Raw genomic sequence first — 26294 nt, forward strand, 5'->3', positions numbered from 1 at the left:
GGAGCGAGCTTGCTCGCGATAGCGGTCGAAAGATCAGGCGCTGATCTTGAGTCCAACCAACCCGGCAATAATCAACGCCACACTGGCCAGCCTGAACAACGCCATGGATTCCCCAAACAGAATAATCCCGGCGATCACCGTACCCACGGCCCCCACGCCGGTCCAGATTGCGTAGGCCGTGCCCAGCGGCAATTCCTTCATGGCAAGGCCCAGTAAACCAAGGCTGATAGCCATGGCGGCGACGGTTAATGCAGTGGGGAGCGGGCGGCTAAAGCCGTCAGTGTATTTCAGGCCGACGGCCCAGCCGACTTCGAACAGGCCGGCGAAAAACAGAATGATCCAGGACATGAGAGACCTCCATCGATTGACGGGGTCGTCCCCAGATTAATGACTCGATCGAGCCGCGAGGTCGTCCCCGCGTTGCGCAATAGAGTGCCCAGCATTAACCCGGGGATCAAGTTTTACGCTTACTCAGTCGCTTGCCGAGCAGCCGCTTCCCGGTCTTCTTTCTCGCTCATCCTGCGGAAATAGGTCGAGAGCAGCGCCCCGGAAATATTGTGCCACACACTGAACAACGCGCTTGGCACCGCGGCCAGTGGCGAGAAGTGCGCACTGGCCAGCGCGGCACCCAAGCCCGAGTTCTGCATGCCGACTTCCAGTGCCAGGGATTTGCGCTGGGGCAGCGGCAGCTTAAACAGGCGTCCGGTGAAATAACCCAGCAAGTAGCCGAAGCTGTTGTGCAGCATCACCACCGCCATGATCAGCAAGCCGGATTCGGCAATCTTCGCCTGACTGGCCGCGACCACCGCGGCGACGATGATCACGATGCTCACCACCGACACCAGCGGCAACACTTCCACCGCGTGGCGAACCTTGTTGCCGAGCAGCCGTTGCGCAACCACACCGAGCACGATAGGCAGCAGCACCACTTGCAGGATCGACCAGAACAACTCCATGAATGACACCGGCAACCATGCAGAAGCCAGCAGCCAGATCAGCGCCGGGGTCAGCAGCGGGGCGAGGAGGGTGGTAACGGCGGCGATGGCCACTGACAGCGCCAGGTCGCCGCGAGCCAGCCAGGTCATCACGTTGGACGAAGTGCCGCTCGGGCAACAGCCAACCAGGATCACGCCGACGGCGATTTCCGGCGGCAGGTGAAACGCCTGGCAGAGCAACCACGCCATACCGGGCATGATCACGAAATGCGCAACCACGCCCAACGCCACGCGCCACGGATGGCGAGCGACTTCGGCGAAGTCTTCGAGTTTGAGGGTCAGGCCCATGCCGAACATCACCAGCCCCAGCAGTGGGACGATGGCGCCTTTCAGGCCAATGAACCACGTGGGTTGCAGGAACGCCAAAACGGCGAAAACCAGTACCCAGTAAGCGAAGGTGTTGCCGACAAAGCGGCTTAAAGCGGCGAGGGCGCGCATGGCCTGATCCTTATTATGTAATTAGCACCACAAAACCAACTGTGGGAGCGGGCTTGCTCGCGAAGACGGACTGACAGTCAACATTGATGTTGAATGTTATGACGCTTTCGCGAGCAAGCCCGCTCCCACAGTTGATCCGGTTTCCTCAGCGGGAACCGGTTGTTAGATCCCTTGCGGAGTCTCTTCACCACCCAACGCTTCAACCAGTGCCGGCAGGAAGTCGCCGAAGGTCAGCATCATCAGGGTGAAGCTGGCGTCCAGTTGGCCCAGGGCCTCTTCGCCGCCGTCCTGTTCCGCCTGATCCTGCAGCAAGTCTTCGAACTTCAGGCGCTTGACGGTCATCTTGTCGTCGAGCATGAACGACAACTTGTCCTGCCAGGCCAACGACAGCTGAGTGACGACTTTGCCGGTGCTCAGGTGCAGCTGGATTTCGTCGCTGGTCAGGTCCTGACGCTTGCAACGCACGATGCCGCCGTCTTCGTGGGTGTCGCGCAGTTCGCACTCGTCCAGTACAAAGAAGTCGTCCGCAGCTTTCTGGGTTTTGACCCAGTCAGTCATGGTGGCGGTCGGGGCCATTTTCACGGTCAGCGGACGCACTGGCAGCGAGCCGATCACTTCACGCAGGGTCGACAGCAGGTCTTCGGCGCGTTTCGGGCTGGCCGAGTTCACCAGGATCAGGCCTTGTTTCGGCGCGATGGCGGCGAAGGTCGACGAACGACGTATAAAGGCACGAGGCAGGAACGCCAGGATGATTTCATCCTTGATCTGATCGCGTTCCTTCTTATAGACCTTGCGCATTTGCGTGGCTTCGATCTCTTCGACCTTTTCCTTCACCGCGTCACGCACGACGCTGCCCGGCAGAATGCGTTCTTCTTTACGGGCAGCGATCAGCAGGAAGTCGCCGCTGACGTGCGCCAGCGGAGCATCTTCGCCCTTGCCGAACGGCGCGACGAAACCGTAGGTGGTCAACTCCTGGCTTGCACATGGACGCGCCAGTTTGGTCGCCAGTGCAGTTTCCAACGCCTCGGCATCAAAAGGCAGATCTTGGGTCAGGCGATAGATAAGCAGGTTTTTGAACCACATGAGGCGAGTCTCTCCTTTATACAAAGGGGGGCATTATTCTCTTCGCGGCGCCATAGGCCAACCCTTCTCTAAGCCTTTGGAAGGCCTGAGAAAATTATTTAAAAAAGTGCTTGCCAGAGGTTGGGTCGCTCCGTAGAATGCGCGCCACACCGAAGCGAAGGGTGATTAGCTCAGCTGGGAGAGCGTCTGCCTTACAAGCAGAATGTCGGCGGTTCGATCCCGTCATCACCCACCATTCGTTTTTAGTGTTACGCGCAGCGGTAGTTCAGTCGGTTAGAATACCGGCCTGTCACGCCGGGGGTCGCGGGTTCGAGTCCCGTCCGCTGCGCCATATTCGGTAACCTGGAATGCTGAACGCCAGGTCACCACGGAAAAGCCCGCTAACGCGGGTTTTTTTCTGTCTGTTGTTCCTGCGGGATGTGTCATTTCACCGGTTTTCGGATTTATTTGAAAAAATATTCAATTAAATCAACACGTTACGAAAACTTGTGGCATAATGCGCCCCGTAACGAAGGTACTGGGTGATTAGCTCAGCTGGGAGAGCGTCTGCCTTACAAGCAGAATGTCGGCGGTTCGATCCCGTCATCACCCACCATTACTTTCAATGCTACGCGCAGCGGTAGTTCAGTCGGTTAGAATACCGGCCTGTCACGCCGGGGGTCGCGGGTTCGAGTCCCGTCCGCTGCGCCATATTCGGTAATCTGGAACGCTGAACGCCAGGTCACCACACAGAAAGCCCGCTTAATGCGGGCTTTTTGCTGTCCGGGATTTATGAATGTCGACGCGGGCTCTGTGGTGGTGGGATTTATCGCCGCTGGGTTGCGCAGCAGGCCCAGGTTTTTAAAGCCGGGGCTGCTGCGCAACCCAACGGGGATAAATCCCCTCGCCACGGGTCATGTGTCTGTCTTTTTACTGGGCGGCATTCTGGCTATGCCGATAGTCACTCACTGCCTCATACACCGCTTTGCGCAAGCGGTTGATCCCGCCAATCGGCCGATGCGCTTCAACGCCAAACCACGGATTGAACGACAGGTTATCGCAGGCCAGATTCAGCGCCGGTGTATCGAAGTCCTGTGGCGGCAAAGTGATCCGCGCCACGGTTTCGAAGGGTGCGTCCACCTCGCGCCACTCAATGCTGGTGTCTTCGATCGGCATGTACTTGTTCGCGTCCTGACGCTGGATCTGCAGGACGAAACAGGCGGGCACGCGATCCGTAGATAGCTGCTGGCTCAGCGCGCTACGAAGAAAGTTCGGCAAGTCGTGGTTCTGTTTGGGCAGTGTGTAAGCCGGGCAGTTGTCCGGATCCGGCATCACCCGAAACTTGGCATTGGCTTCCCCGAACTTGTAGGGCGATACCGAAAAATAGGCAGTCCCCGTCGGACTGTCCGGCGGCGGCGCCAACGTTGCCAGCGCGATAAGCAGGTGACGAGCCTGCCAACTGCGCGGGTCCCAGCTCGGGAAGAACGCCATGACCTTTTTGCCGTCAGCCTGGGCCGCCACATTCTGACGATACTCGGCGACATCGCTGACGAAGAAATTCGGATGGCTGAACATCACGAAGTCCTGCTCGTTGCGCGCCGGTTGGTCGGCCAGCAATTGTTTGCCGGGCATATTGAGCAATTTGATGGCCATACCACGGGCATCGCGAATGCTGTCGAATTGCGGGTAGGCGTTGCCATTGGACAGTCGAATGTTTGCTTGCCAGATTTTGCCGGGTTCGCTGAACACACCTTGACGCAGTTCTGCTGCCAGATCCGGCAATACCTGAACCTCGGCCTTCACACAGCCATGGGCCTTGGCGTGGGCGTCGCGCAGGTAGCGAGTGCTTTCCCGGTGCTGGTCGACGATGCGCACAGCAGTCTGAATGATGTCCTGGGTCATCGCTGATTCACCGTCCGGGATCATTTCCTGCGCGGAGACCGGGCCGCTGTGCTGCCAGGCAAACCATGCGGTGGCCAGCGCCCAGCCCAGCAACCCCAGGCCGAGCAACCAGAGCAGGGTCTTGGCTAGAAACGCGCCGAGGCGCAGCCACAGGGTGATCAGCATGGGTAAGTCCTTTTGACTGAGGGGGCGGTCATGGCAATTGCGCCTCCAGTGGGCCGCCCAGCACTTTCAGGTATTCGAGCAGCGCCCAGCGTTCCTCCGGTTGCAGCAGGCGCCCGATGACGCCATTACCGCGCTCGCCGGCGCGAAATTCATGTCCGCTGTTGTGATTGCCGGTGATGCGGGTGTCGAACACAAAGCCGTTAGTAAAGGCTTCGGTGCGATAGCCCAGGTGCTTGGGGTCGTACTCGAAGGTGCCTTTGTAGAACGTGGTCGCACGTTCGTCCTGGGGCGAGAGCAGTTGATAAATACTCGGCACCGAACCGTTGTGCAGGAAGGGCGCCGTGGCCCACACGCCGGTCAGCGGCCTGGCCTTGTAGACGCGCAATTCCTGGACACCGATCGGCAGACCGAAGCCATCGATGTCCGGTCGCTCGGCCGGCGTGACGTTGGCCTCGCGGTAAGCATGGTTCTCAACGAACGCCGTGACATACGCGAGTCCCTTGGCCACCGAGAGCTTGCTCAGGTCCAGCGGCTCGGTGGGTTTGGGATGTAACTGAACGTCGAGTGTCGCCAACTCCGCCGGGTCCCATTGCAGGGCCGTCAGATCGAAACGATGGTCGGCAATGTTGTTCGCAGCGGTGGGGTCGGTACCTATCGCCGCGACCGGCAGCAGTTTGAGTTGTTGTACCGCACGTCCATCGACCTGCTTAACACGCGGCACATGGCAACTGGCGCAGTTCTCGGCAAACAGCGCACGACCTTTGGCGGCCAAGGGTTTGTCGACGCTGCCGAGCAGGTCTTCCGGCCACGCCGGCGGCTTGAGCCGTTGCAGGGTTTGTTCGATCAGTTGCAAGTCGCGCACACGGACACTGGAGGGGTAGCGTGCATCACCTTTGAGCGGCTGCCCGTCGGCGTCGAAGAAATTCAGCGTGGCGCCAACACCCAGCGCCTCGCCGATATTGCGCGCCATCGGTTGCTGTGCCGAACCGGTCCACTGCACCCAGTCGAAGGTCCACATGTCCCACAGTTGTGGATAGTCCACCGGGGCGTTGGCCACGCGGTAGTTATCCGGCGAAATCGCATCGCCGAAACTGGCATTGGCGATGCGGCCGAACGCGTCGGTGCGGCCGGGGCCTTCTTCGGTCGGATAGAGCCCGCGATGGGTGTCATTCCAGGCGACTTTCCGGAAGGTATCGAGCGAGCTCTTGAAGTCCTCGCGTAGGACTTGATGCTGGGCGTCGTAGTCCGAACCCAATACGTTGCGTGCGAAACGTTCGAATTTCCAAGGGTTGTAATAAGTTGAGGCAAGACTGGCCACAAGTGCCTGGCCAAAACTGCCTCCGCGCAGGGTCGGCACGCTGGCCGGCAGAACATGCTGCGCCGAGCCACCATCGATACGCACGGCCTGGCCGTTAAAACGCAGTTCGCCGGTGTGGCAGGCGGCGCAAGTGATATCGAGGAATTGGTCCTTGCTGTCGGGGTTTTGGTGCCGGGCGAAACCTACGGGCAAGTTGCCGGGATTATTCGGTGTGGCTTTCTGAGCGGGATCGATCAGAAAACCAAAGCGCGCCATGTATTCGGGGGCGGCGAAGCGCTCTTGTGAAAAAGGCAATTCCAGTGCCGCGAACCAGTCATAGCGCAAGCCTTTGACCTGGGTGCCTTGAGGGGTGAAGTAGTAAGTCTGACGGTCGGCCGCGCTCCACTGCTCCAGGTAATGCACCTGTTGCGCAGGGGTATAGACGGGCAGTTTAGGGTTGGCGATGTAGTACAGAACCACGGCCAGGCCCAGCCCCAGCAGTACGGCGATCAGACCCAGCAGGCGGAGTAAGAGGCGCAAGATAAACGTCCTTGTCAATTTATGGCTCTCTTATGCCTCAGCTCCTTAGGTGGCGGCAAGTGGCCATTACGCCAAGTGTTGTAGGATCCGGCATCGGCGTCTGTGAGAGCAAGATGACAGAAACTTCATCCAGCCCATTCCCGAAATGCTTTAAAAGACCTGAACTTATCAGAAGTTTCCTGCTCTCATGCCGGTAGCCATTGGTCGTGGCCGCCTGATAAGCTCGCGGCTTTATTCGATTGCCCTTTAGGCGCATGAACAAGGAAATAGCATGAAACAGCATCGGTTGGCGGCGGCGGTGGCCCTGGTAAGCCTGGTACTTGCGGGTTGTGACTCGCAGACCAGCGTAGAGCTGAAAACCCCGGCGCAAAAAGCTTCCTACGGGATTGGCCTGAACATGGGCAAGAGCCTGGCTCAGGAAGGCATGGATGATCTCGATTCCAAGGCCGTAGCCCAAGGCATCGAAGATGCCGTCGGCAAGAAAGAACAGAAGCTGAAGGACGACGAACTGGTCGAAGCCTTTGCAGCACTGCAGAAACGTGCTGAAGAGCGCATGGCGAAGATGAGCGAAGAGTCGGCAGCCGCCGGCAAAAAATTCCTCGAAGAAAACGCCAAGAAAGCCGGTGTGGTGACCACTGCTTCCGGTCTGCAGTATGAAGTCGTGAAGAAAGCTGATGGTCCTCAGCCTAAGCCGACCGATGTGGTGACTGTTCACTACACCGGCAAGCTGACCAACGGCACTACCTTTGACAGCTCGGTTGATCGCGGTAGCCCGATCGATCTGCCAGTCAGCGGTGTGATCCCTGGTTGGGTCGAAGGCCTGCAACTGATGCACGTTGGCGAGAAGTACAAACTGTACATCCCTAGCGACCTGGCTTACGGCGCGCAAAGCCCAAGCCCGGCAATTCCAGCCAACTCGGTGCTGGTGTTCGATCTGGAGCTGTTGGCGATCAAAGATCCAGCGAAACAAGACGCCGCGAAGTAATCGTCGTCTGATGCAAAAACAACGCCCCGCATTATGTGGGGCGTTGTTGTATCTGGCGTTTGGCAAAGTACAAACAAAGCGAACGGATGCTGTAGGGTGGAGTCATAGCCAGTGAAGACACCTGTGCTAGACGTACTGCACAGCCAAGTCAATGAAATCTTGGGTTTTTTTATGTGAGTAAAAAACGCCCGATCTGAGTTCAGCCCTTATAAAACGGGGCTTCCAGCCGTGAAATGCAGCTCTGTTCACAAGGTTATCCACAATTTGTGTGGATAACATTTCAGCGGGAGGAAAAGATGAAAGCACCCTGGAATTTCGCTCGATTCCTGCCACTGGCCGGTCGCTTGTTGGCCAGAGGTCGATTGCCGACCCTGCTGTTTGCCGTGGCCAGCAAAAGTGCCAGCCAGGGCGGTCGCCTGGGTAAGCTCAAGGATGACCTGCGCCTGTTGCAGGCCCTGTGCCTGGCCTACTGGCGCGGCGAGTACCGGGCCATCAGCCGCAAATCGATGCTGATCGTGGTGGCTGGCCTGATGTACTTCCTCAGCCCTTTGGACGCCATTCCGGATTTCATCCCGGTTTTCGGCATGCTCGACGACATCGCAGTGCTCGCCTGGGTCATGAAAACCCTCGACGACGAACTCAATGCCTTCCGTGCCTGGCGCGATCGTCAGCTGCCGGAGAAGCTGGCGTCGGTCGAGCGACTGCCCGATACCCCGGAGCAACTTCAGCTTCAGGGCCCCAAAGATGACTGAGTTGTTTCAGTTTCAGCCATAGTTTCATGCCCCCGCGACCTTGGCCGCTGTTAGGATTACACTTCAAGGGAAAAGTGCCGACTCGCTAAGTGTCGTTGTCCTACGGGGAAGTCATGGATATTCAGATAATCACACGCGAAGGCGAGCCCGAATATGCGGTTCTACCTTGGGCTCAGTACCAGGCTTTACTGAAAGCAGCAGGCATCGAGCAACAACCGCCAAGGGCCGCCGTAGAGCGTCCGGCAGTCGTTGCAGACCAGATCCTTCCGGGTCTGGATCAACTCCGCAAATTGCGCGAAGGGAAGGGCATCGCCATTGAGGCGCTCGCCCGCACGGTAGGCATCAGCCCGTCTTATCTGGCCTTGATCGAAAGTGGCGAGCGTCAACCCGACGCTGCGATTCGCCGCAGCCTGGCCTGGGAATTGACGGTGCCAGGGTGGAGGGATGAATCGTGAGCGTACGCATCAGTCGTCAACATTGGGACGGGTTGCTGGGTGAACTGGATCAGGCGCGCCGCCAGCGCCATCTGCTGACTTACCGAGCGCTGCTCGAGCGATTGCAGTTGCCGACGCCGGCCATGCAAACCCTGACCGCAGCCCTTGAACACCTCGCCGCACTGGACGCCAAGGCCGAGCAGCCACTGCGCAGCTCGCTGGTGATCAGCCAGGGTGCCAGTCGCCTGCCACGCACCGGCTTCTTCGAATGCGTCGAACGCCTGGGACGTTTCTCCGGCCCGTCCGACGGCGTCGCCGCCGCGTCCTGGCATGCGTCGGAAGTAGTGCGCGTGTTCGAATACGAGTACCCAGAATCAGCGGAGGCCTGAGTGTTTTTACGCCTCAAAGCGCGGGCCGGTTACTGGCTGGCCCGCCGGTTGTTTCATTGGTCATGGTTTGTGCGACAGCCCCGAGGCTGGAAATGGCTCGAGGGCCAATTCGCCCGCATGGCCAACCTCGGCAATGTCGGCGCCCAGAGCTTCTATGGCCACATCCTGACCTTTCGCGGTGTTGGGCTTGGTGCTCGTGAGGAAGGCGTGCGATTGCTGCGTTTGGCGGCGTTGGCGGGGGATGGCAAAGCGGCGTATCAGATTGGGGTGATCAGCCTTGCCGGCAGCCCAAGCAAGGCACCGGATCCTGATGAAGCCGCTCGCTGGTGGGGCATGGCCGCCAAGGCCGGGCATCCGTTGGCCGAACACAAACTCAGAGAGTTGAGTTCGCGCGACACCGCACCATAAACCTGTTGTTGTCTGTTTGATAAACGCGGCGTGAGGGAAACCTCACGCCGCGTTTGCGTTTTGTTTGGCTGTTTATTTTCTGGCAGTTTTTTACAGATTAGTCCTACAGCTATCGCCTACTTGCCTGACTTCTTTCCTGATTGATCCCCCGCACAGTTCCCGCGCCTAAATTTTTTTGCGCGAGGGAACGCTCATGTTCGACCCGGTCAACCAGTTCTACCCGCATCCAGACGTGCGCTGATGGAAGCCATCGCTCGTATCGAGCAGGAACTCGACAGCTTCCCTGACACCCTCAGCCTCTACCGCGAACAGCTCAAACACTGGGCCAGTCAAACAGCGGACAAAGTCAGCCACGCCACGGATCTGCCATCGCTGATGGGCATGGAGCGGGTCATCCGCTTCGGTGATCGCAGTTCCGCCGTCAGCAGCAGCGACGACAATTTTTTCTCCAGCGTCATCCAGTGCCCTGAGGGTGGGGTGATGGAGATCGAGAGCAAATTCGAGTCGGTATACGACATTGCGCTCGGCGACATCGTCGTCGATGTGGTGGCCGTGGATGGCGGCAAAACCACGCCCGTGACCCTCGATGCGCAAGGCAGGGGCACGTTCGCAGGGATCGCGGGCAAGTTCTATCGAGTGCATGTACACAGCGAGGTCTCGCCGGCGCAGGTCGAGGATTTGTTCACTGCTTACGATGGCTTGAACGCTGAGCTGGATGGCTGGTTGCGTAACGAGTGGCAGACATTCAAGCCGCAGTGGCCGCTGTCGGCAGCGACGGCGGCGGGTAACGGCATGCTCGCCGGGAGCTGGGCGGCGATCGAGGGTGTGTGGGACAGCATTGGCATGCTGTCCGACATCCTCAAGGATCCGGGAGCGTTCGCCGAACGGTTGGGGGAGGGCGCCACGCAACTGCAAGTGCTGGCGGAGACAGCTCCCCAGGTCATGGAAAAACTGCAGCTGCTGGTCAGTGACGAAGCGGCGCTGTGTCTGTTGCTGCGAACCGCGAGCCTTTGGCTGGAAATGTTGCCCCCGGCGAAATGAGCGGCAAGACCGCTGAAGCGGTATCGATGGTCGTGGTGCAAGTGCTGATCGATGTGCTGATCGGTGTTGTCTTGACGTTCGTCGGCGCCGCAGCAGGAATCGCCTATCTGACGCTACGTCTGGCGCAACGTGCAGGGCAATTGTTGTCGGCCGTGGTGCGTTTGGTGAAGGCGATGTTCGCCATCGTCGAGGGGTTCATCAAATACGTCGACAAATACAAAAAAGTGGCCGCCCGAGGTATCGCTACGGGTGTGAAAAAAGGCCGGATGCAGTTGCGCTGGGACGCCAGGCGCAATGCTTTGTTAAAGAAAAACGAACATCACGATGACGCGCCGGATCAGGCGAAAAATCCTAACGGCGACAGCGCTGACTGTGGGCCGGAGACCTGCACCAACGGCTGCCCGGTATCGATGGTCACCGGCGAGGAACTGCTGACCCTGACAGATGGTGTCCTTGATGGGTTGTTTCCGTTCGAGTTCACGCGGTTGTATCGCAGCAGTGCTTGTGAAGTCGATATTGGGTTGGGGTCTGGCTGGAGTCATTCGCTGGCGCATCGGCTGGAGTTTGCTGACGACGGCGTTGTCTGGGTTGACCATGAAAACCGCCGTACACAGTTTCCGTTACCGAGTGTTTCGCGTCCGGCGATTCACAACAGCCTGTCGCGGGCGGCGATCTTTCTCGGGGATGAGCCACAGGAGTTGATTCTCGCGCTGGCCGGGGAAAAATCGCAGTTTTATCACTTTCGAGCCGGACGGCTGACAGCGATCAGCGATGCGTACGACAACCGGTTGCGCCTTGTCCGGGATCGTCAGGATCGTGTTCAACGTCTGGAAAACGGCGCGGGTCGGGCGCTGTTGTTGCGTTACGACCGGGCACATTTGGTTGGCGTCGATTATCAGCGCTTCGATTCGACTCAAAACCTTTCCGAGGCTTGGCGCACCGAGCAGACGCTGGTCAGTTACCACTACGACGCGCGTCATCGCCTGATCGAAGCCACCAATGCCGTCGGCGAAAGCGAGCGGTACGACTACGACGATCAGCACGTGATCCTGCAGCGGCAATTGACCGGTGGGGCGAGTTTCTTCTGGGAGTGGGAAAGAGTCCGGCAAGGCTGCGCGGTGTGTCCGACATTGGGCGTCGTTTTCGCAGATGGACACGGCTTGTACCTGGGATGACGAGGGCAGCGTCGCGGTGCAAAACGTCGACGGCAGCGAAGAGGTTTACGTCCACGACGACCGGGCGCGTCTGGTGCGCAAGGTCGAGCTCGATGGTGGCGAACACCTCAAGGCCTACGACGAACAGGGACGATTGATCGCCGAGCAGGATCCGCTCGGCGCGGTGACTGAATACCGCTACGACGAAATCGGACGCCTCGTTGCACTGATTCCGCCCGACGACGAGCCAACGGCCTACGAGTACCGCAACGGTTTCCTGCACGCGCGGTATCGCGGCGAAGCGGTTTGGAAGTATCAGCGTAATGCACAGGGTGATGTTACCGAAGCTACCGACCCGGATGGGCATGTAACCCATTACCACTACGACGCTCAAGGGCGGCTGCTGTCGATCCGTTATCCGGACATCAGCCGGCACCTGTTCGTCTGGAATGACCTGGGGCAACTGATCGAAGAAACGCTGCCGGACGGCGGTCGGCGACGCTTTTCCTACGATGTGCTGGGGCGGCGGACGACGCGGCAGGACGAACACGGTGCCGTCACGCGTTACCAGTGGGACGCGGTCGGCCGACTGATCCAGACGACTTTACCTACAGGCGCCACCCGAGCTTTCAGCTACAACGCCTACGGCCAGATCACCGCTGAACGTGACGAACTCGGCCGCATCACCCGCTACGAATACGCCGACGACTTGCACCTGGTCAGCCGCCGGATCAACCCTGACGGCACGCAGCTGAAGTATCGCTACGACAACGCGCAGCTTCTTCTGACCGAGATCGAAAACGAATCCGGCGAACAATATCAGCTGGACTACACGCCCAACGGTTTGATCCGGCAAGAAACCGGTTTCGACGGCCGGCGCACGGCGTATGCCTACGACCTTAACGGGCACCTGCTGGAGAAAACCGAGTTCGGCGATGACGGCTCGCAACTCGTCACCGGTTACCAGCGCGATTCGGTTGGGCGGTTGCTGGTCAAGACCCTGCCCGACGGCATCAAGGTCGAATACCGCTACGACAGCCTCGGTCGACTGGTCGGCGTCGATGATGGCCACGACCATCCGCTGGAATTTGAATACGACCGGCAAGACCGCCTCATCACCGAGCACCAGGGCTGGGGCACTTTGCGTTATGGCTACGACGCCTGCGGCCAACTCAACCACCTACGCCTGCCGGACAACAGCAAACTTGATTATCACCACACCAAGGGCGGCGCACTCAGCGCCATCGACCTCAACGGTGCGCGACTTACCACTCACCAGTTTCAATTCGGTCGTGAGAAAAATCGCCAACAAGGTCTGCTGCTCAGCGAATATTCCTACGACGACCAAGGACGCCTCAAAGCCCACGCCGTCAGCCAACAGCAACGACCGCTGTACCGCCGCGACTATGCCTACAGCCTCAACGGCAACCTCGACAGCATCGCCGACACCCGCCACGGCCAGCGCAGCTATGTTTACGACGCCCTCAACCGACTGACCCGCGTTCGGCATAGTCGAGACGAGCTGCCGGAAAGCTTCGCCCACGACCCGGCGGGCAACCTGCTGATGCAGGATCGCCCCGGCCCGGCGCGTGTTAAGGGCAATCGCCTGCTCATGCAGGGTGACCGACATTACGACTATGACGCCTTCGGCAACCTGATTCGCGAACGCCGCGGCACTGGGCAGAAGCTCGTCACAGAGTATCGATACGACTGTCAGCACCGCCTGATCGGCGTCACGCCGCCGGATGGTCGTTGTGTGAGTTATCGCTACGACGCCTTTGGCCGTCGCATCAGCAAAACCGTCGACGGTAAAACCACCGAATTCTTCTGGCAAGGCGATCACCTCGTCGCTGAAAGCAGTCGCGAGCATTACCGCAGCTATGTATATGAGCCTGGCACCTTCCGCCCATTGGCCATGCTCGATGGCAAAGGCCCGCGCAAGGCCTGCCCGTTCTACTACCAACTCGACCACCTTGGCACGCCGCAGGAACTGACCGACTACAGCGGCGAGATCGTCTGGGCGGCGAAATACCGCGCCTATGGCAACCTTGCCGCGCTGGACATTGCTGAAATCGACAACCCTTTGCGTTTTCAGGGTCAATACTTCGATGCTGAGACAGGCTTACACTACAACCGGCATCGCTACTACAATCCGGGGACTGGAAGGTTTCTGACGCCGGATCCGATCAAGCTTGCGGGTGGGTTGAATAACTACCAGTACGTGCCTAACCCTACGGGGTGGGTGGATCCGTTGGGGTTGAGTGGGAATTGTCCACCGCCGAATAGGCCGGGTTGTGCGGTGCCGGGTGCAGCCAATGGCGCTAAGGTTGATAAAGGTGAACCTGAGCTGCCGGAGCCAAAACTGAGCGCGAAGGAGCTAGCAAAGATAGAGATTCATAGGTTGAACGATAGTCAGGGTATGCACATGGTTGGCAAGCATGGGCCAGAGGTCCCACCTGTCAAATGGAAACAGAGAGCTATTGATGGCACGAATCCAATGACGGGAAGAACGCCGCGAGACCAAAGAGGCAATCCCAGCTCTATATTTAATAGTTATGAAATAATGCTTGAGGCCTACACTTTAGCGACGACGCGAGTTGCAAATGGCTTGCCGCAGTTCACAGGAAAGGATGCTCAATTGGCAGATATTGTAAGGATGGATCTGCCTGGCGCAGGAAAGGGTTATATGCCAAATTCACAAGACCCCCAAAATCCAAGGTTACTCTTGTTGAATAGATTTGAGATGAAATTTGATGGCGTGACTGGAGTTCCATTCACCTTGTTTCCAATCAAGTAGGGCTAATAATGTTTATAGATGTTGGTGATGGTCAGCCATTCGCTCCAACCCCATCGTGTTTCTTAGCTGGGGTAGATATTTATGATCGTGAGGAGACTTTGGGGGTGGAGTTAGAAAAGCTTGATCCTAATGATCCGGGCGATAGAGAGTTGATAATATTGAAATATTGTTTGCCTAGTAAAAGAACCTATAGGCATAAATTCATGATTTTTAAGTGCTTGAAAGAGGCCCTTGATAATGTGGAGTATGACTTTCAGGTTCTGTTTGAGTATGATCCTGAGGCATGTTCCTCTTTTCCATATCGGTGGGACGAAATGCAAAGCGCAAGGGTTTTTTTTGAGGATGTATATCGTCTAGCAAGCGTTGAGTGGAAGGATGATGTTGAAAAAGCTAGTTTGGAGAATCAATTAGATTGGTAGGTTTTTCGAAGTTTTTAGTCTGATCTAGAAATAATTAAAATTAAACACAAGGAGTTCGGGCGAAAATGAATAAAAATGAATCAAAGGATTCTGAGTTAATCAATCACGTTATAGAAGAGTGGAGGGCTGTCCCGAGTTCGCAATTCACCAGCCATAGAGCGCAGTTGAATGCATATACACAAGCAACGACAAGAGAACTTAGAAAGCTTCCCCGCTTTACAGGTGAAGATAGTATGGGGCATCTAGTCGTCAGGATGGCGGCTGAAAATGTAGGTCGTGGATATGAACCTGACCCGTTAGACCCTTCCAATCCGCGCTTCATTGCTAAAATGAACGCGTTTGAAATGAGATTTGACTTTGAAACATTGCGACCAATAGCTCTTTATCCTGTGGAGTCAGTTTGATGTTGATGCATCCTTATCTTGATATTCCGTACAATCCGCGCCTGAAGAATTTTCTAGGTGGTTTTGATACGTATGATAGAGAGGAGAGCCTTGGAGTAGAGCTGTCAGGGTACGATCCTGAGTGTCCCTCAGACAGAGATTATCTAATATTTCGCTTTATCGTTAATCGATTTTCGGGGTTGAGTTATCGGCACAAATTTGTTTTGTTTAATATGTTGGGAGATACTCTGGAGAGTGATGTTAGTATTTTTATTGAAGCTTTTAAACATGATCCGTTGATTCCCTCCTTGCTTCCTCTTGGGTTGAGTAATATGAAAAATCCAAGGGCTTTTTTTGAAGATATATACATAAAGCTATCTGAGGTCTGGCTTAATGATTTGTGTAAGGCAGGGCGGGAGGACCGTTCAACATGGTGAAAATTAGGAAGTTCTATTTTCGACTCGCCGAAATGGTAAGGTTCAAAAAAATATAATAACTTAGCCTGAGGTAGTACCTACAACAGGATGAGATCAAGAGGGAAATTGTGTTGTTGGGAGATTATCGTTGGCCGATTAGCTGTGGTGTATGCAGGTCAGGGGCATTGAGGCTGTCTAGTAGGTGCACGCTATACCCCGGCACATTTTTCGCGTGGTGTTTGGCCTGTGATGCCATCTCCGCCAGCAGGCTTGCATCAAGCCCGGCACAGGCCTCAGGGTGCAAATGCACCACGCCAATCGACAACGACAACAACGGAAATTCTTGCCGTACGCCTTGGCGGTTGGGCGCGATGAAGCAGCCGGCTTCGAGGTGTTCACTGCGGTAGAAGCGCCGACATTGGCTTTGGAAATCGTCGAGCAGTTGGTTCAGGCGTTTGCGCCAGTCTTCCGGACCCAGCACCATCAGGAAGTCGTCGCCGCCGATATGGCCGACGAAGTCGCGGGATGGGTCGACGCGGTCGTTCAGGCATTGCGCCAGGCAGAGTAGGACTTCATCCCCGCGGCCGTAGCCGTAGATGTCGTTGAAGGGTTTGAAGCTGTCGATGTCGACGTAGCAGATCACCGATTCCCGCGCTTGTTGCAGCAGCCGCGTCAGGCATTGCTGGATCGGCACGTTGCCGGGCAGCAGGGTCAGTGGGTTGGCGTAGCGGGCTTGCTGGATTTTCAATTCGGTAATCAGTTTGAGCACGTCGATAACCCGGCCCAGTCCCAGGTAACCGCCGTTGAGGGTGATGATGAAGTCTTCTTCGATGCGTTGCCGGGCGCGGCTGGTGATCAGGCGGCTGACTTGTTGCAGCGACTGGCTCATCTCGACCGCGAGGAAGTCGTCGTTCATCAGGCGGCTGATGGGTTTGCGGGCGAACAGGTCGGTGGCAAACGGCTTGAGCAGTGCGTCAGAGAGCGAATGCCGATGAACGATGCCGCACGGCTGACCTAGCTCGTCGAGCACCGCCAGGGAGTTCAGGTTGGCTTGGCGGCGGAAGGCTTCCAGCACGGCGGCCGTCGGGGTGTCGCGGTCCACGGCGGGTTGGTCGTTGAGCAGGGCGCTGAGGTCGCTGCCTTCGTCGTTCAGCGCGACGGTGGTGCTTTCCTGTTTGGGCATCAGCGTGCGGGCATCCCGTGGCGGATGTTCCTGCGGGCGGCAGAGCAGATAGCCTTGCACCAGGTCCACACCCATCTCGGTCAGCACCGCGAGTTCTTCCGGCAGTTCGATGCCTTCGGCGATCACTTGCGCACGGGACGCCTTGGCGATTTGCAGGATCGAGCCGACGAACTCACGCTTGAGCGCGTCTTGGTGGATGCCGTCGATGAAGTGCCGATCAATCTTTACGTAGTCCGGCCGCAGTTCCGACCACAAGCGCAGACTCGAATACCCTGCGCCGAGATCATCCAGCGCGATGGAAAACCCCATCGCCCGATAGTGATGCAAGGCATTTTGCAGCAGCTGGAAATCGTCTGTCGGGGTCTGTTCGGTGAGTTCGATCACCACTTGGCTCGGCGGTATGCCGAAATCCTGCAGCAGTTGCAGGGTGCGACCGGGTTGGTGAGCGGCTTCGAGCAGTGATTCGGGAGAGACGTTGAGAAACAGTTTGCCCGGCAGTTGCTGTTCGTTGAACCGGCGACAGGCACTTTCCCGGCAAGCAATTTCCAGTTCATTGAGGCGCCCGGCCTGACGGGCCACAGCGAACAGTGCAATAGGGGAGTGCAGCGGACTGTTGGAGGGGCCACGGCTAAGGGCTTCATAGCCGACGATGCGTCGTTCAGAGAGGGAGATGATTGGCTGGAACAGACTGTGCAAACCGCTTTGAGCCAGAATTGAACTCAAGGCACTCAGCTGTTCGGTTGTGGTCATGGCGTTCTCTGGCGATAAAAAAAGGACTGGGCGCGCTCTTGGTTAAAGAGGGCGCCCAGTCCTGTATTTCACGACAGAATGATGACTATTTGATGACGCTCCGGGGAGCGTCAGCATTAAATTGCCATCATCTTAGTGCTTGGCCACCTGATTGCTCAGTTTCAAGTAATCCAGCAGCACCCGACCGGTTTCGCTCAGGTATGCATCGTCTTCCGGTTTGATCTTGTCCGGCTCGGCCGCGATCGCATCTTCGTCTTCTTTCTTCAGCTCTTTGAGCGGTTCTTCGCCCTTGGCTTTGCGACGGATGTTTTCCATGACCAGCTGCTTGGCTTCGATGTCGGTGTGTTGCGCGCGACGATCGGCTTCGTTGAGGCTGACGGTTTTTTCTTCCATCAGTTTCTGGGCCAAGGCCAACTTGTCGCGGATAAACACGAACTCTGCGTCTTTGGCCGAACGTACGTCGTGCTCGGATTTGAGCTCGGCGATGTAAGGCTTGAACGGGTCGACCGCAGGCTTGATGGCAGCCTTGATGGTGTCCCACGGCATGGCTTCCGGCAGGGCGCTCTCGCCGATTTCCTTGGTGTCGATGATCGACGGGAAATCAACGTCCGGCAGTACGCCCTGATGCTGGGTGCTCTGGCCGGAAACCCGGTAGAACTTGGCCAGGGTCAGTTTCAGTTCGCCATGGTTCAGCGGCTGAATGGTCTGCACGGTGCCTTTACCGAAGGTCTGGCCGCCGATGATCAATGCGCGGTGGTAGTCCTGCATGGCGCCGGCGAAAATCTCCGAAGCCGAGGCGGACAAGCGGTTGACCAGCAATGCCATCGGGCCTTTGTAGAACGCGCCCGGGTTCTCATCTTCCAGCACATCGACGCGGCCATCGGCGTTACGCACGAGTACGGTCGGGCCTTTGTCGATGAACAGACTGGTCAGCTCGGTGGCTTCCTGCAAGGAGCCGCCGCCGTTGTTGCGCAGGTCGATGACCACGCCGTCGACTTTGTCTTTCTGCAACTCGGTCAGCAGTTTCTTGACGTCGCGAGTGGTGCTCTTGTAGTCCGGATCGCCAGCGCGGAACGCTTTGAAGTCCAGGTAGAAGGCTGGAATCTCGATGACGCCGAGTTTGTAGTCCTTGCCGTCCTGTTTCAGGTTGAGGATCGACTTCTTAACGGCCTGATCTTCAAGCTTCACGGCTTCACGAGTGATCGACACGATCTTGCTGGTCTGGTCGCTCGGCGCATTGCTGGCCGGAATCACTTCCAGACGCACCACGGTGCCTTTTGGCCCACGGATCAGCTTGACCACTTCGTCCAGGCGCCAGCCGACCACGTCGACCATCTCTTTGTTGGCCTGGGCCACGCCGATGATCTTGTCGGCCGGTGCAACCTGCTTGGTCTTGTCGGCCGGGCCTGCCGGCACCAGACGCACGACTTTCACCTGGTCGTTATCGCTCTGCAACACGGCGCCGATGCCTTCGAGGGACAGGCTCATGTTGATGTCGAAGTTCTCCGCGTTATCCGGCGACAGATAGTTGGTGTGCGGGTCGTAGGACATGGCGAAGGTGTTGATGTACGCCTGGAAGATATCTTCCGGACGGGTCTGGTCCAGACGCGACAACTGGTTCTTGTAGCGCTTGGTCAGGGTTTCCTGGATTTGCTTGGAATCCTTGCCGGAGATCTTCATCCGCAGGACTTCGTCCTTGACGCGTTTGCGCCACAGGTCGTCCAGCTCTGCGGTGGACTTGAGCCAAGGGGCATCCTTGCGATCGATCAGCAAGTTTTCCTTGGTGGTGAAGTCGATCTTGTCGACGCCCTTGTTCAGCTCTGCAAGGGCGAAGTCCAGACGCGATTTGACTCGATCCAGGTAGCGCTTGTAGATGGTGAACCCGGCGTTCAGGTCGCCGCTTTTGAGGAAGTCGTCAAACTGGGTTTTCCACTTGTCGAATTCGGCAATGTCGCTGGCCATGAAGTAGCTGCGCGACGGATCCAGCAGCTTGAGGTAGCTGTCGTAGATGATCACCGAGCGCGCATCGTCGAGCGGCGGCTTGCTGTAGTGATTGCGCTTGAGCAACTCGACGACGTTCAGACTGGCGATTACTTCGTCACGATCAGGCTGAAGGTTGTCCCAGCTATTGGCTGCAAACGTATTGCTCGACACCGGCAAAAGGCCGATACCAATAAATAGGGCGAGGGCGGTGCTGGGGAACAGATGCTTCATGCTGATTCGACGCGGGGACAATTGATCACGCATATTAGGCCGTCTTTGAAGTCGCCGGTCCGTGAAGAGCCGGTCGCATAATGCAAGAAAGCCCGGCGCTACAGCTACGGGCTCAGTCCAGACTCACTATGGAGGCACTGTGAAAGCATTGCAAGGCGTTGAAGGTCGAGTGGAGTGGCTTGAAGAGCCGAGTCCTACGTGTGATGTAGGACAAGTTCGCATTCGAGTGGCGGCAGCGGGGCTCAATAGGGCCGATTTATTACAAAAAGCTGGCCTTTATCCACCACCGCCTGGGGCCAGCCAGGTGCTGGGTCTTGAGTGTTCCGGGGTGATCAGCGAGGTCGGTCCGGGCTCGTCCTGGCAGGTGGGAGACCGGGTCTGCGCCTTGCTGGCCGGGGGCGGGATGGCCGAAGAGGTAGTTGTCGACGGACGGCATGTGCTGCCGGTGCCTGAAGGTTTGTCGTTGGCCGAGGCGGCCGCGTTGCCGGAGGTGTACGCCACTGTTTGGTTAAATTTGTTTCATCTTGCCGGGCTCAAACCGGGTGAGAAAGTTCTGCTGCACGCCGGAGCAAGTGGAATCGGTTCAGCTGCCATTCAGTTGTGCAAGGCCTTTGGCAACCCTTGCTGGGTGAGCGTCGGTTCTAACGAACGCTTGGCTTATTGCGAAGCGCTGGGGGCGCAGGGTGGCGTTGTGCGCACCGGGGATCTGGACAGCCTGAATGATCTGGGGCCGTTCGATGTGATCCTGGATCCGGTGGGCGGCAATTACGCGGCACTGAACCTCAAGCTGACCGCGCTCGATGGTCGATGGGTGCTGATCGGTTTGATGGGTGGTCGCGAGGCGAAACTGGACTTGGCGCAGGTATTGGGCAAACGCGTGCAGTTATTGGGTTCGACGTTGCGCAGCCGTAGTGATCAGTTCAAGGCGGATTTGTTCAGTGATCTGAGCCAGCATGTGTGGCCGCTGTTTGCTGAAGGGCGGTTGAGCCCGCAGTTGGCCAAGACCTTCCCGATCAAGGATGCCGAAGCGGCGTTTGCGGAGTTGGCGAGCAATAAGGTGTCCGGGAAATTGGTGCTGGTGATCGACGACAGCCTGACCTGATCCATGTGGGAGCGGGCTTGCTCGCGAAGGCGGTGTGTCAGTCACACATGTGTTGAATGTGAATCCGCTTTCGCGAGCAAGCCCGCTCCCACAGGGGGATCCGGGTTACTTCCAGATATGGATCGGCCAGTTGGCCTTTTGCGCGTGCTCCAGTAAAACCGGGTCCGGGTTGACCACGTGCGGGAAATCCACCTTCAGCAGCAACGGCAAGTCATTGCGCGAGTCCGAGTAGAAACTCGCGCCTTCAAGGTTTTCCTCTTCAGCATCCAGCCATTCCAGCAACCGGGCGATCTTGCCTTCGCGGTAGGTCAGGGTGCCGACGGTATGGCCGCTATAAACGCCATGCGCGACTTCCAGTTCGATGCCGAGAATCTCGTCGATTCCCAGGCGATCAGCAATCGGTCGGACCAAGTGCGTGCCCGAGGCCGAGATCACCAGGATCCGGTCACCGGCCTTGCGGTGGGCGGCGATGGCTTTGGTCGCATCGCTGAAGATAATCGGTTCGATGAAGTCTTCCACCCACGGGCCGACCAAGTGGTCGACCTCTTCCGGCGTGCGGCCGATCATCGGCTCCAGGCTGAAGGTCATGTAGTCCTCCATCCGCAGTTTGCCGTGGCTGTAGGCGTCCATCAGTTCGTTGTTCTGCCGCATGAACGATTCAGGATCGACCCAGCCCAGCCGGCCCATCTGTTCGCTCCAGAGGGTGGCGCAGTCGCCGTGGATCAGGGTTTCGTCCAGATCAAAAATTGCCAGGGCCATCAGTGCAGTTCTCTCTTCAACATCAGCAAAGGCATCAGGCTACCTCACACAGGGCCGTTGGATCGATGGAAAGTGCCAGGCGCTGACCATCGGGATGCAGATCGGCCGCCGAGCGGTTCAGCACATCCACCACCAATTCCACGCCACGGGCTTCAACCCGATAGCGAATCACGTTGCCCAGCAAGCTGTGGCTGCGGACCTGCGCATCGAGCTCGCCGTTGAGGCTCAGTTCGATGGCTTCCGGGCGAATCGCGATGCGCCCGCTGATCGGCCGTTGCAGCAGTTTCGTCGCGCTGTCGGCATCCAGCAGGTTGTAGTTGCCGATGAAGCCGGCGGCAAAGACATCGATTGGCGCGGTGTAAAGGGTTTCGGCATCGCCGCTTTGTACGATCTTTCCCTGATTCATCAGGAAAATCCGGTCAGACATGGTCAGGGCTTCTTCCTGGTCATGTGTGACGAAGATCGTGGTCAGGCCGAGTTCGCGTTGGATTGCGCGGATCTGTTCGCGCAAGTGCTTGCGAATCCGCGCATCCAGGGCCGACAACGGTTCATCCAGCAGCAACAGCCGCGGCCGGGTGACCAGCGAACGGGCCAGCGCAACCCGTTGGCATTGGCCGCCGGACAGTTGATGCGGATAACGGGCGGCGAAGTCATTGAGCTCCACCAGTTTCAGCACTTCGGTAACGCGCCTGTGACTGTCGTCAGCGTTGACCTTTTGCATGCGTAAACCGAACGCGACGTTCTGCTCCACGGTCATGTTCGGGAACAGTGCATAGCTCTGGAACACCATGCCGATCCCGCGTTTCTGCGGGCTCAATGGCACGATGTCGACGCCATCGAGCAGGATCTTGCCGCCATCCACCGAGGTCAGCCCGGCGATGCAGCGCAGCAGCGTGGACTTGCCGCAACCGGACGGGCCGAGGAGGGTGACGAATTCACCCTTCTTGATTTCGCAGTTGATGTCGCTGAACACCGTGGTGCCGGCGTAATTCTTTTGAAGGTGTTGGACGCTGACATAGCTCATTCGCTTTTGTCCTTGTTCAAGATATTGGCCGCCCAGGTCAGAACCAGCACGAAGAAGAAGTAGGAAATCACCAGTGCACTGGTGAAGTGGCCGCTGCTGTTGCGCATGTTGTTGAGGTAGACCTGCAGGGTTTCGTAGCGGGTGCCGACGAGGATGTTGGCGAACACGAACTCACCGAACAGGAACGAGAACGACAGCAGCAGCGCCACCATCAAACCTTTGCGCAGGTTCGGCAGCACCACCAGGAACGCCGCTTGCCAGGTGCTGGCACCGAGCAGTTGGGCGGCGTCCATCAGGTCGCGCAGGTTGATCGCTTGCAGGTTGTTGGTGATCGCCCGGTACATGAACGGCAGCGCCACGGTGAAGTAGCAACCGATCAGAATCCACGGCGTACCGACCATTGCAAACGGCCCGGAACCATAGAGCTGCAGCAGCCCCACCGACGACACCACCGGTGGCACCGCGAAGGGCAGCAGGATCAGGATGTTCATCAGCGCATCCAGTTTTGGGAAGTGGTAATGGACCACAAACAGCAGCGGCAGAATCAGCACCACCGACAGGATCAGCGAGCCGACACACACCAGCAGCGACTGGCCAAACGCGTCGAGAAACCGCGGATCACTCCACAGCTGGATGTACCACTTGAAGGTAAAACCGCTGGGCAGAATGGTCGCCGACCAACTGCTGGCAATCGAGTAAATCAACGTGCCGGCCAGCGGTAGCAACAGAATGGCAAACAGCAAATACACCACGACCCGGTGATAGACACCGACCGGGCCTAATTCAGCGCGAGACATGGTAGCTCCTCTTCAACAGCAGCTGATGCACGATGGTCACCAGGGTCATCAACGCCACCAGCACCACGGCCAGGGCACTGGCCATGTTCGGGTCCAGGGAAATATCGCCGGAGACCATCGCCGCGATACGGATCGGCAGCACGTTGAAGTTGCCGGTGGTCAATGCGTACACCGTGGCGTAGGCGCCGAGGGCGTTGGCCAGCAGGATCACGAAGGTGCCGAGCAGCGCCGGGGTCAGCACCGGCAAACCGATGTGGCGCCAGAACTGCCAGCCACTGGCGCCCAGCAGTTCGGCGGACTCACGCCAGTCTTCGCGCAATGCATCGAAGGCCGGATAGAGCAGCAGCACGCCCAGGGGAATCTGGAAGTAGGTGTAGAGAATGATCAGCCCGGTTTTCGAGTACAGGTTGAAGTCCTGAATGACCCCGGCCTGCTTCAGCATGATCGTGAAGCTGCCATTGAAGCCCAGCAGAATGATGAAGGCGAAGGCCAACGGCACGCCGGCAAAGTTGCTGGTCATGTTGGCGAAGGCGTTGACGAAGTTGCGCAGCTTCGAATCGACCCGGCGCAGCGAGTAGGCGCCGAGCACCGCGATGATGATCCCGAACACGCTGGACCAGAAGCTGATCTCCAGGCTGTACTGGATCGCCTGCAAATAGAACTTCGAATTGAAGATCTTGGTGAAGTTTTCGATGCCCCAACCGAACTCTTCCGATTGCACGCTGTTGATCATCACCCAGCACAGCGGGGCGATCTCGAACACGATAAAGAAAATCGCGAAGGGCACCAGGCATAAGGCTGCCAGCCATTTACCACGGGTCATGGCGTTCACTTGAGCAGCTCCTGGCACACAGGTTTGTCGTGGGCCACGCCCAGCAGTTCGCAGACGGTGCCGCAGATTTCCGTCTGTTTCGGTGCGGCGCCGGCGTTGAAACTGAAGGCGTCGCCGAGGACGAACAGCGGCACTTCGCGTTCTTCCGGCAACAGGCCGTTGTGGGAGCGGTCGTTGTTCATGCCGTGGTCGGCGGTCACCAGCACCTGGTAACCGGCGTCGAGCCAGGTTTGCAGGTAGTCGGCGAGGATGATGTCGGCCGAGCGGGCGCTGTTGCGGTATTGCGGGGTGTCGAGGCCGTGCTTGTGCCCGGCGTCGTCGATGTTCATGGGGTGTATCAATAGAAAGTTCGGTGCGTGACGCAGGCGCAGGTTTTCCGCGTCGGCGAACAGGTGCGAGTCAGGGTAGTGATCGCTCCAGTAGAAATGCCCGTGCTGGATCGGCAGTTCCGGGTTGTCGGTGTGACGGTCCCGAGCGGCCACGAACGGCGAACGGTTGTACAGCTCGCTGATCCAGTGATAGGCCGCTGCTGCGGTGACGAGGCCGGCGTCGCGGGCGTAGTGATAGATGCTGCGCTGGTTGGACAGGCGCGAGACGTTGTTGTGGACGATGCCGCTGTCGATCGGCGTTACGCCGGTCAGGATGCATTCATACAGCGGTCGGGACAGGGCCGGCAGTTCGCACTCCAGTTTGTAGAGCGCTGCGCGTCCTGCGCCGACGTAAGCCTGCAGGTGCCCCATGGCGTGGCGCGCGACCTCGTAGTTGAGGCCGTCGAGCACGACAAGGATGACGTTGTGCTTCATAGGGGCGATGACTCCGCAAAACAATAAAAGTCGTTAAAAACTGTAGGAGCAGAGCTTGCTCGCGAAGGGCGCGGCGCGGTTTTCGATAAACCGTGGTGCTGCGGTTCGCGAGCAAGCTTTGCTCCTACAGATGAAGGATTACTTCATCTCTACGATGACTTCTTCCTGCCACTTCTGAGGAAGGGCCTTGGAGGTCTTCTCCCATGCGTCGGCGTCTTTGATCGGCGTTACTTTTTTGTACTGCTCGTTCGGCAGCAGCTTGGCTTTCACGTCTTCCGGCAGGGTCAGGTGCTCGGCACGGATTGGACGGGCGTTGCCGCGCGCCAGGTTGGTCTGGCCGGCGTCGCTGAAGATGTACTCGCGGGTCAGCTTGGCGGCGTTCGGGTGCTTGGCGTATTTGTTGATGATGGTGGTGTAGCCGGAGATCACCGAGCCATCGGACGGGATCAGCACCACGTAGTCATCCGGGTTGGTCATCTTGGCCTTGTAGCTCAGGCCGTTGAAGTCCCAGACCACGCCCACTTCCACTTCACCTTTCTCCATGGTGGCGATGGTCGGGTTAGCCAGCGACAGACGACCTTGCTTGGCGATCTCGGCAAACATCAGCAATGCAGGCTGGATGTTCTTTTCGTCGCCGCCGTTGGCCAATGCTGCGGCCAGGACGCCGTTGGCGGCTTGAGCGGCGGTGCTCACGTCGCCGATGGAGACTTTGTATTTGCCGGTTTTCAGGTCAGCCCAGCTTTTCGGGGCTTCGGAACCGTGCAGCAGTTTTTTGTTCACAATGAAAGCGATGGTGCCGGTGTAGGCCAGGGCCCAGTTGCCGTCCTTGTCTTTCGCCCAGTCCGGGACTTGCGCCCAGGTGGTTGGTTTGTACGGTTGGGTCACGCCTTGTTTGACGGCGATCGGGCCGAAAGCGGCGCCCACGTCGCCGATGTCGGCACTGGCGTTGTCTTTTTCAGCGGCGAACTTGGCCACTTCCTGGGCCGAGCTCATGTCGGTGTCGATGTGTTTCAGGCCATAGGTCTTGGCCAGGTCTTCCCAGGTGCCTTTCCAGTTGGCCCAGTCATCGGGCATGCCGACGCTGTTGACGGCGCCTTCCGCTTTCGCAGCGGCTTCCAAAGTTTTCAAATCCGTATCAGCAGCCATGGCGGCGGTGCACATGGCAATGGTCGAGCCTAACAGTGATGCCAGGAAAAGCTGTTTCATCCGAAGCTCCTTTGGGCGTTTTCAACGCTGCGATTGCGGTTGTGTTG

22 protein-coding genes, 4 tRNA genes and 1 pseudogene are annotated in these 26294 nt (G+C 58.0%); 14 read left to right on the forward strand and 13 right to left on the reverse strand.

The window, feature by feature from the left end:
- Positions 1-33: 33 nt before the first annotated feature.
- The 3 genes from sugE to rdgC form a co-directional block, all read right to left on the reverse strand.
- Positions 34-348 carry a quaternary ammonium compound efflux SMR transporter SugE gene (gene sugE / locus JFT87_RS13435; RefSeq protein ID WP_123599434.1) on the reverse strand — a complete coding sequence of 105 codons (315 nt, stop codon included), beginning with the start codon at positions 346-348 and terminating at the stop codon, positions 34-36.
- 119 nt (positions 349-467) lie between these two features.
- On the reverse strand, positions 468-1433 hold the full coding sequence (locus JFT87_RS13440; RefSeq protein ID WP_201201931.1) for a bile acid:sodium symporter family protein: 966 nt from the start codon (positions 1431-1433) through the stop codon (positions 468-470).
- A gap of 162 nt (positions 1434-1595) precedes the next feature.
- A complete protein-coding gene (rdgC, locus tag JFT87_RS13445) occupies positions 1596-2516 on the reverse strand; it encodes a recombination-associated protein RdgC (protein WP_201201932.1) in 921 nt (306 codons plus the stop codon).
- Between the two features lie 159 nt (positions 2517-2675).
- Between rdgC and JFT87_RS13450 the strand changes: the two genes are divergently transcribed.
- From JFT87_RS13450 to JFT87_RS13465, 4 genes are all read left to right on the forward strand, one after another.
- A tRNA-Val gene (locus JFT87_RS13450) sits at positions 2676-2751 on the forward strand.
- Between the two features lie 19 nt (positions 2752-2770).
- Positions 2771-2847 (forward strand) — tRNA-Asp (locus tag JFT87_RS13455).
- Positions 2848-3035: 188 nt separating this feature from the next.
- A tRNA-Val gene (locus tag JFT87_RS13460) sits at positions 3036-3111 on the forward strand.
- Between the two features lie 18 nt (positions 3112-3129).
- A tRNA-Asp gene (locus tag JFT87_RS13465) sits at positions 3130-3206 on the forward strand.
- A 219-nt stretch (positions 3207-3425) separates the two neighbouring features.
- On the opposite strand, the gene JFT87_RS13470 is transcribed toward JFT87_RS13465, so the two are convergent.
- Both JFT87_RS13470 and JFT87_RS13475 read right to left on the reverse strand, forming a co-directional pair.
- A complete protein-coding gene (locus tag JFT87_RS13470; protein WP_201201934.1) occupies positions 3426-4562 on the reverse strand; it encodes a catalase family protein in 1137 nt (378 codons plus the stop codon).
- A gap of 28 nt (positions 4563-4590) precedes the next feature.
- Positions 4591-6399: a di-heme-cytochrome C peroxidase gene (locus tag JFT87_RS13475; protein WP_201201935.1), complete on the reverse strand. Its 1809-nt coding sequence runs from the start codon at positions 6397-6399 to the stop codon at positions 4591-4593.
- Between the two features lie 271 nt (positions 6400-6670).
- On the opposite strand from JFT87_RS13475, the gene JFT87_RS13480 reads away from it, so the two are divergent.
- The 9 genes and pseudogenes from JFT87_RS13480 (at position 6671) to JFT87_RS13520 (ending at position 15598) form a co-directional block, all read left to right on the forward strand.
- The gene (locus tag JFT87_RS13480) at positions 6671-7384 is read left to right on the forward strand and encodes an FKBP-type peptidyl-prolyl cis-trans isomerase (RefSeq protein WP_201194840.1); all 714 of its coding nucleotides are present in this window, start codon (positions 6671-6673) and stop codon (positions 7382-7384) included.
- 296 nt (positions 7385-7680) lie between these two features.
- A complete protein-coding gene (locus JFT87_RS13485) occupies positions 7681-8136 on the forward strand; it encodes a YkvA family protein (RefSeq protein WP_201201937.1) in 456 nt (151 codons plus the stop codon).
- 113 nt (positions 8137-8249) lie between these two features.
- Complete coding sequence (locus JFT87_RS13490) at positions 8250-8591, forward strand: helix-turn-helix domain-containing protein (protein ID WP_201201939.1); 342 nt, start codon at positions 8250-8252, stop codon at positions 8589-8591.
- Positions 8588-8959: a hypothetical protein gene (locus JFT87_RS13495; RefSeq protein WP_003223109.1), complete on the forward strand. Its 372-nt coding sequence runs from the start codon at positions 8588-8590 to the stop codon at positions 8957-8959. Before JFT87_RS13490 ends, JFT87_RS13495 begins: the two co-directional genes overlap by 4 nt.
- Positions 8960-9367 (forward strand): sel1 repeat family protein, encoded by a 408-nt coding sequence (locus JFT87_RS13500; protein ID WP_201201940.1) that lies wholly within the window; start codon positions 8960-8962, stop codon positions 9365-9367.
- 240 nt (positions 9368-9607) lie between these two features.
- A pseudogene (locus tag JFT87_RS13505) lies at positions 9608-14359 on the forward strand (RHS repeat-associated core domain-containing protein).
- Positions 14360-14367: 8 nt separating this feature from the next.
- Positions 14368-14778, forward strand: coding sequence for a hypothetical protein (locus JFT87_RS13510; protein ID WP_201201941.1), 411 nt, complete (start codon positions 14368-14370; stop codon positions 14776-14778).
- Between the two features lie 65 nt (positions 14779-14843).
- Positions 14844-15182, forward strand: a complete 339-nt coding sequence (locus tag JFT87_RS13515; RefSeq protein WP_201205333.1) for a hypothetical protein — start codon at positions 14844-14846, stop codon at positions 15180-15182.
- Complete coding sequence (locus tag JFT87_RS13520) at positions 15182-15598, forward strand: hypothetical protein (protein WP_201201942.1); 417 nt, start codon at positions 15182-15184, stop codon at positions 15596-15598. The genes JFT87_RS13515 and JFT87_RS13520 overlap by 1 nt, the downstream gene beginning before the upstream one ends.
- Before the next feature lie 121 nt (positions 15599-15719).
- Here JFT87_RS13520 and JFT87_RS13525 read toward each other — a convergent pair whose 3' ends face one another.
- Positions 15720-17510 carry a bifunctional diguanylate cyclase/phosphodiesterase gene (locus JFT87_RS13525; RefSeq protein ID WP_201201943.1) on the reverse strand — a complete coding sequence of 597 codons (1791 nt, stop codon included), beginning with the start codon at positions 17508-17510 and terminating at the stop codon, positions 15720-15722.
- A gap of 132 nt (positions 17511-17642) precedes the next feature.
- A complete protein-coding gene (locus tag JFT87_RS13530) occupies positions 17643-19724 on the reverse strand; it encodes a carboxy terminal-processing peptidase (protein WP_201205182.1) in 2082 nt (693 codons plus the stop codon).
- Positions 19725-19863: 139 nt separating this feature from the next.
- Between JFT87_RS13530 and JFT87_RS13535 the strand changes: the two genes are divergently transcribed.
- Complete coding sequence (locus JFT87_RS13535) at positions 19864-20826, forward strand: zinc-binding dehydrogenase (RefSeq protein ID WP_201201944.1); 963 nt, start codon at positions 19864-19866, stop codon at positions 20824-20826.
- 105 nt (positions 20827-20931) lie between these two features.
- Here the strand turns inward: JFT87_RS13535 and JFT87_RS13540 are convergent, their stop codons facing one another.
- The 6 genes from JFT87_RS13540 to JFT87_RS13565 form a co-directional block, all read right to left on the reverse strand.
- Positions 20932-21585 (reverse strand): HAD family hydrolase, encoded by a 654-nt coding sequence (locus tag JFT87_RS13540; RefSeq protein ID WP_201201945.1) that lies wholly within the window; start codon positions 21583-21585, stop codon positions 20932-20934.
- Positions 21586-21619: 34 nt separating this feature from the next.
- Positions 21620-22609 (reverse strand): ABC transporter ATP-binding protein, encoded by a 990-nt coding sequence (locus JFT87_RS13545; protein WP_201201946.1) that lies wholly within the window; start codon positions 22607-22609, stop codon positions 21620-21622.
- On the reverse strand, positions 22606-23406 hold the full coding sequence (locus JFT87_RS13550; protein ID WP_008005677.1) for an ABC transporter permease: 801 nt from the start codon (positions 23404-23406) through the stop codon (positions 22606-22608). Before JFT87_RS13550 ends, JFT87_RS13545 begins: the two co-directional genes overlap by 4 nt.
- Positions 23393-24229, reverse strand: coding sequence for an ABC transporter permease (locus JFT87_RS13555; RefSeq protein WP_201205184.1), 837 nt, complete (start codon positions 24227-24229; stop codon positions 23393-23395). Before JFT87_RS13555 ends, JFT87_RS13550 begins: the two co-directional genes overlap by 14 nt.
- A gap of 5 nt (positions 24230-24234) precedes the next feature.
- Positions 24235-25041, reverse strand: coding sequence for an alkaline phosphatase family protein (locus JFT87_RS13560; protein ID WP_201201947.1), 807 nt, complete (start codon positions 25039-25041; stop codon positions 24235-24237).
- 138 nt (positions 25042-25179) lie between these two features.
- Positions 25180-26247, reverse strand: coding sequence for an ABC transporter substrate-binding protein (locus JFT87_RS13565; protein WP_201201949.1), 1068 nt, complete (start codon positions 26245-26247; stop codon positions 25180-25182).
- Between the last annotated feature and the right edge of the window lie 47 nt (positions 26248-26294).

It is taken from the genome of Pseudomonas sp. TH15 (assembly GCF_016651105.1).
GTDB lineage: Bacteria > Pseudomonadota > Gammaproteobacteria > Pseudomonadales > Pseudomonadaceae > Aquipseudomonas.

Excerpts from the sequence above, each read along its gene's own strand:
- JFT87_RS13565 (WP_201201949.1), bottom strand. The coding sequence starts at position 26,247 with ATGAAACAGCTTTTCCTGGCATCACTGTTAGGCTCGACCATTGCCATG.
- JFT87_RS13540 (WP_201201945.1), bottom strand. The coding sequence starts at position 21,585 with ATGGCCCTGGCAATTTTTGATCTGGACGAAACCCTGATCCACGGCGAC.
- JFT87_RS13550 (WP_008005677.1), bottom strand. The coding sequence starts at position 23,406 with ATGTCTCGCGCTGAATTAGGCCCGGTCGGTGTCTATCACCGGGTCGTG.
- JFT87_RS13470 (WP_201201934.1), bottom strand. The coding sequence starts at position 4,562 with ATGCTGATCACCCTGTGGCTGCGCCTCGGCGCGTTTCTAGCCAAGACC.
- sugE (WP_123599434.1), bottom strand. The coding sequence starts at position 348 with ATGTCCTGGATCATTCTGTTTTTCGCCGGCCTGTTCGAAGTCGGCTGG.
- JFT87_RS13490 (WP_201201939.1), top strand. The coding sequence starts at position 8,250 with ATGGATATTCAGATAATCACACGCGAAGGCGAGCCCGAATATGCGGTT.
- JFT87_RS13560 (WP_201201947.1), bottom strand. The coding sequence starts at position 25,041 with ATGAAGCACAACGTCATCCTTGTCGTGCTCGACGGCCTCAACTACGAG.
- JFT87_RS13480 (WP_201194840.1), top strand. The coding sequence starts at position 6,671 with ATGAAACAGCATCGGTTGGCGGCGGCGGTGGCCCTGGTAAGCCTGGTA.
- JFT87_RS13440 (WP_201201931.1), bottom strand. The coding sequence starts at position 1,433 with ATGCGCGCCCTCGCCGCTTTAAGCCGCTTTGTCGGCAACACCTTCGCT.
- JFT87_RS13555 (WP_201205184.1), bottom strand. The coding sequence starts at position 24,229 with ATGACCCGTGGTAAATGGCTGGCAGCCTTATGCCTGGTGCCCTTCGCG.
- rdgC (WP_201201932.1), bottom strand. The coding sequence starts at position 2,516 with ATGTGGTTCAAAAACCTGCTTATCTATCGCCTGACCCAAGATCTGCCT.
- JFT87_RS13515 (WP_201205333.1), top strand. The coding sequence starts at position 14,844 with ATGAATAAAAATGAATCAAAGGATTCTGAGTTAATCAATCACGTTATA.
- JFT87_RS13520 (WP_201201942.1), top strand. The coding sequence starts at position 15,182 with ATGTTGATGCATCCTTATCTTGATATTCCGTACAATCCGCGCCTGAAG.
- JFT87_RS13510 (WP_201201941.1), top strand. The coding sequence starts at position 14,368 with ATGTTTATAGATGTTGGTGATGGTCAGCCATTCGCTCCAACCCCATCG.
- JFT87_RS13545 (WP_201201946.1), bottom strand. The coding sequence starts at position 22,609 with ATGAGCTATGTCAGCGTCCAACACCTTCAAAAGAATTACGCCGGCACC.
- JFT87_RS13525 (WP_201201943.1), bottom strand. The coding sequence starts at position 17,510 with ATGACCACAACCGAACAGCTGAGTGCCTTGAGTTCAATTCTGGCTCAA.
- JFT87_RS13485 (WP_201201937.1), top strand. The coding sequence starts at position 7,681 with ATGAAAGCACCCTGGAATTTCGCTCGATTCCTGCCACTGGCCGGTCGC.
- JFT87_RS13530 (WP_201205182.1), bottom strand. The coding sequence starts at position 19,724 with ATGAAGCATCTGTTCCCCAGCACCGCCCTCGCCCTATTTATTGGTATC.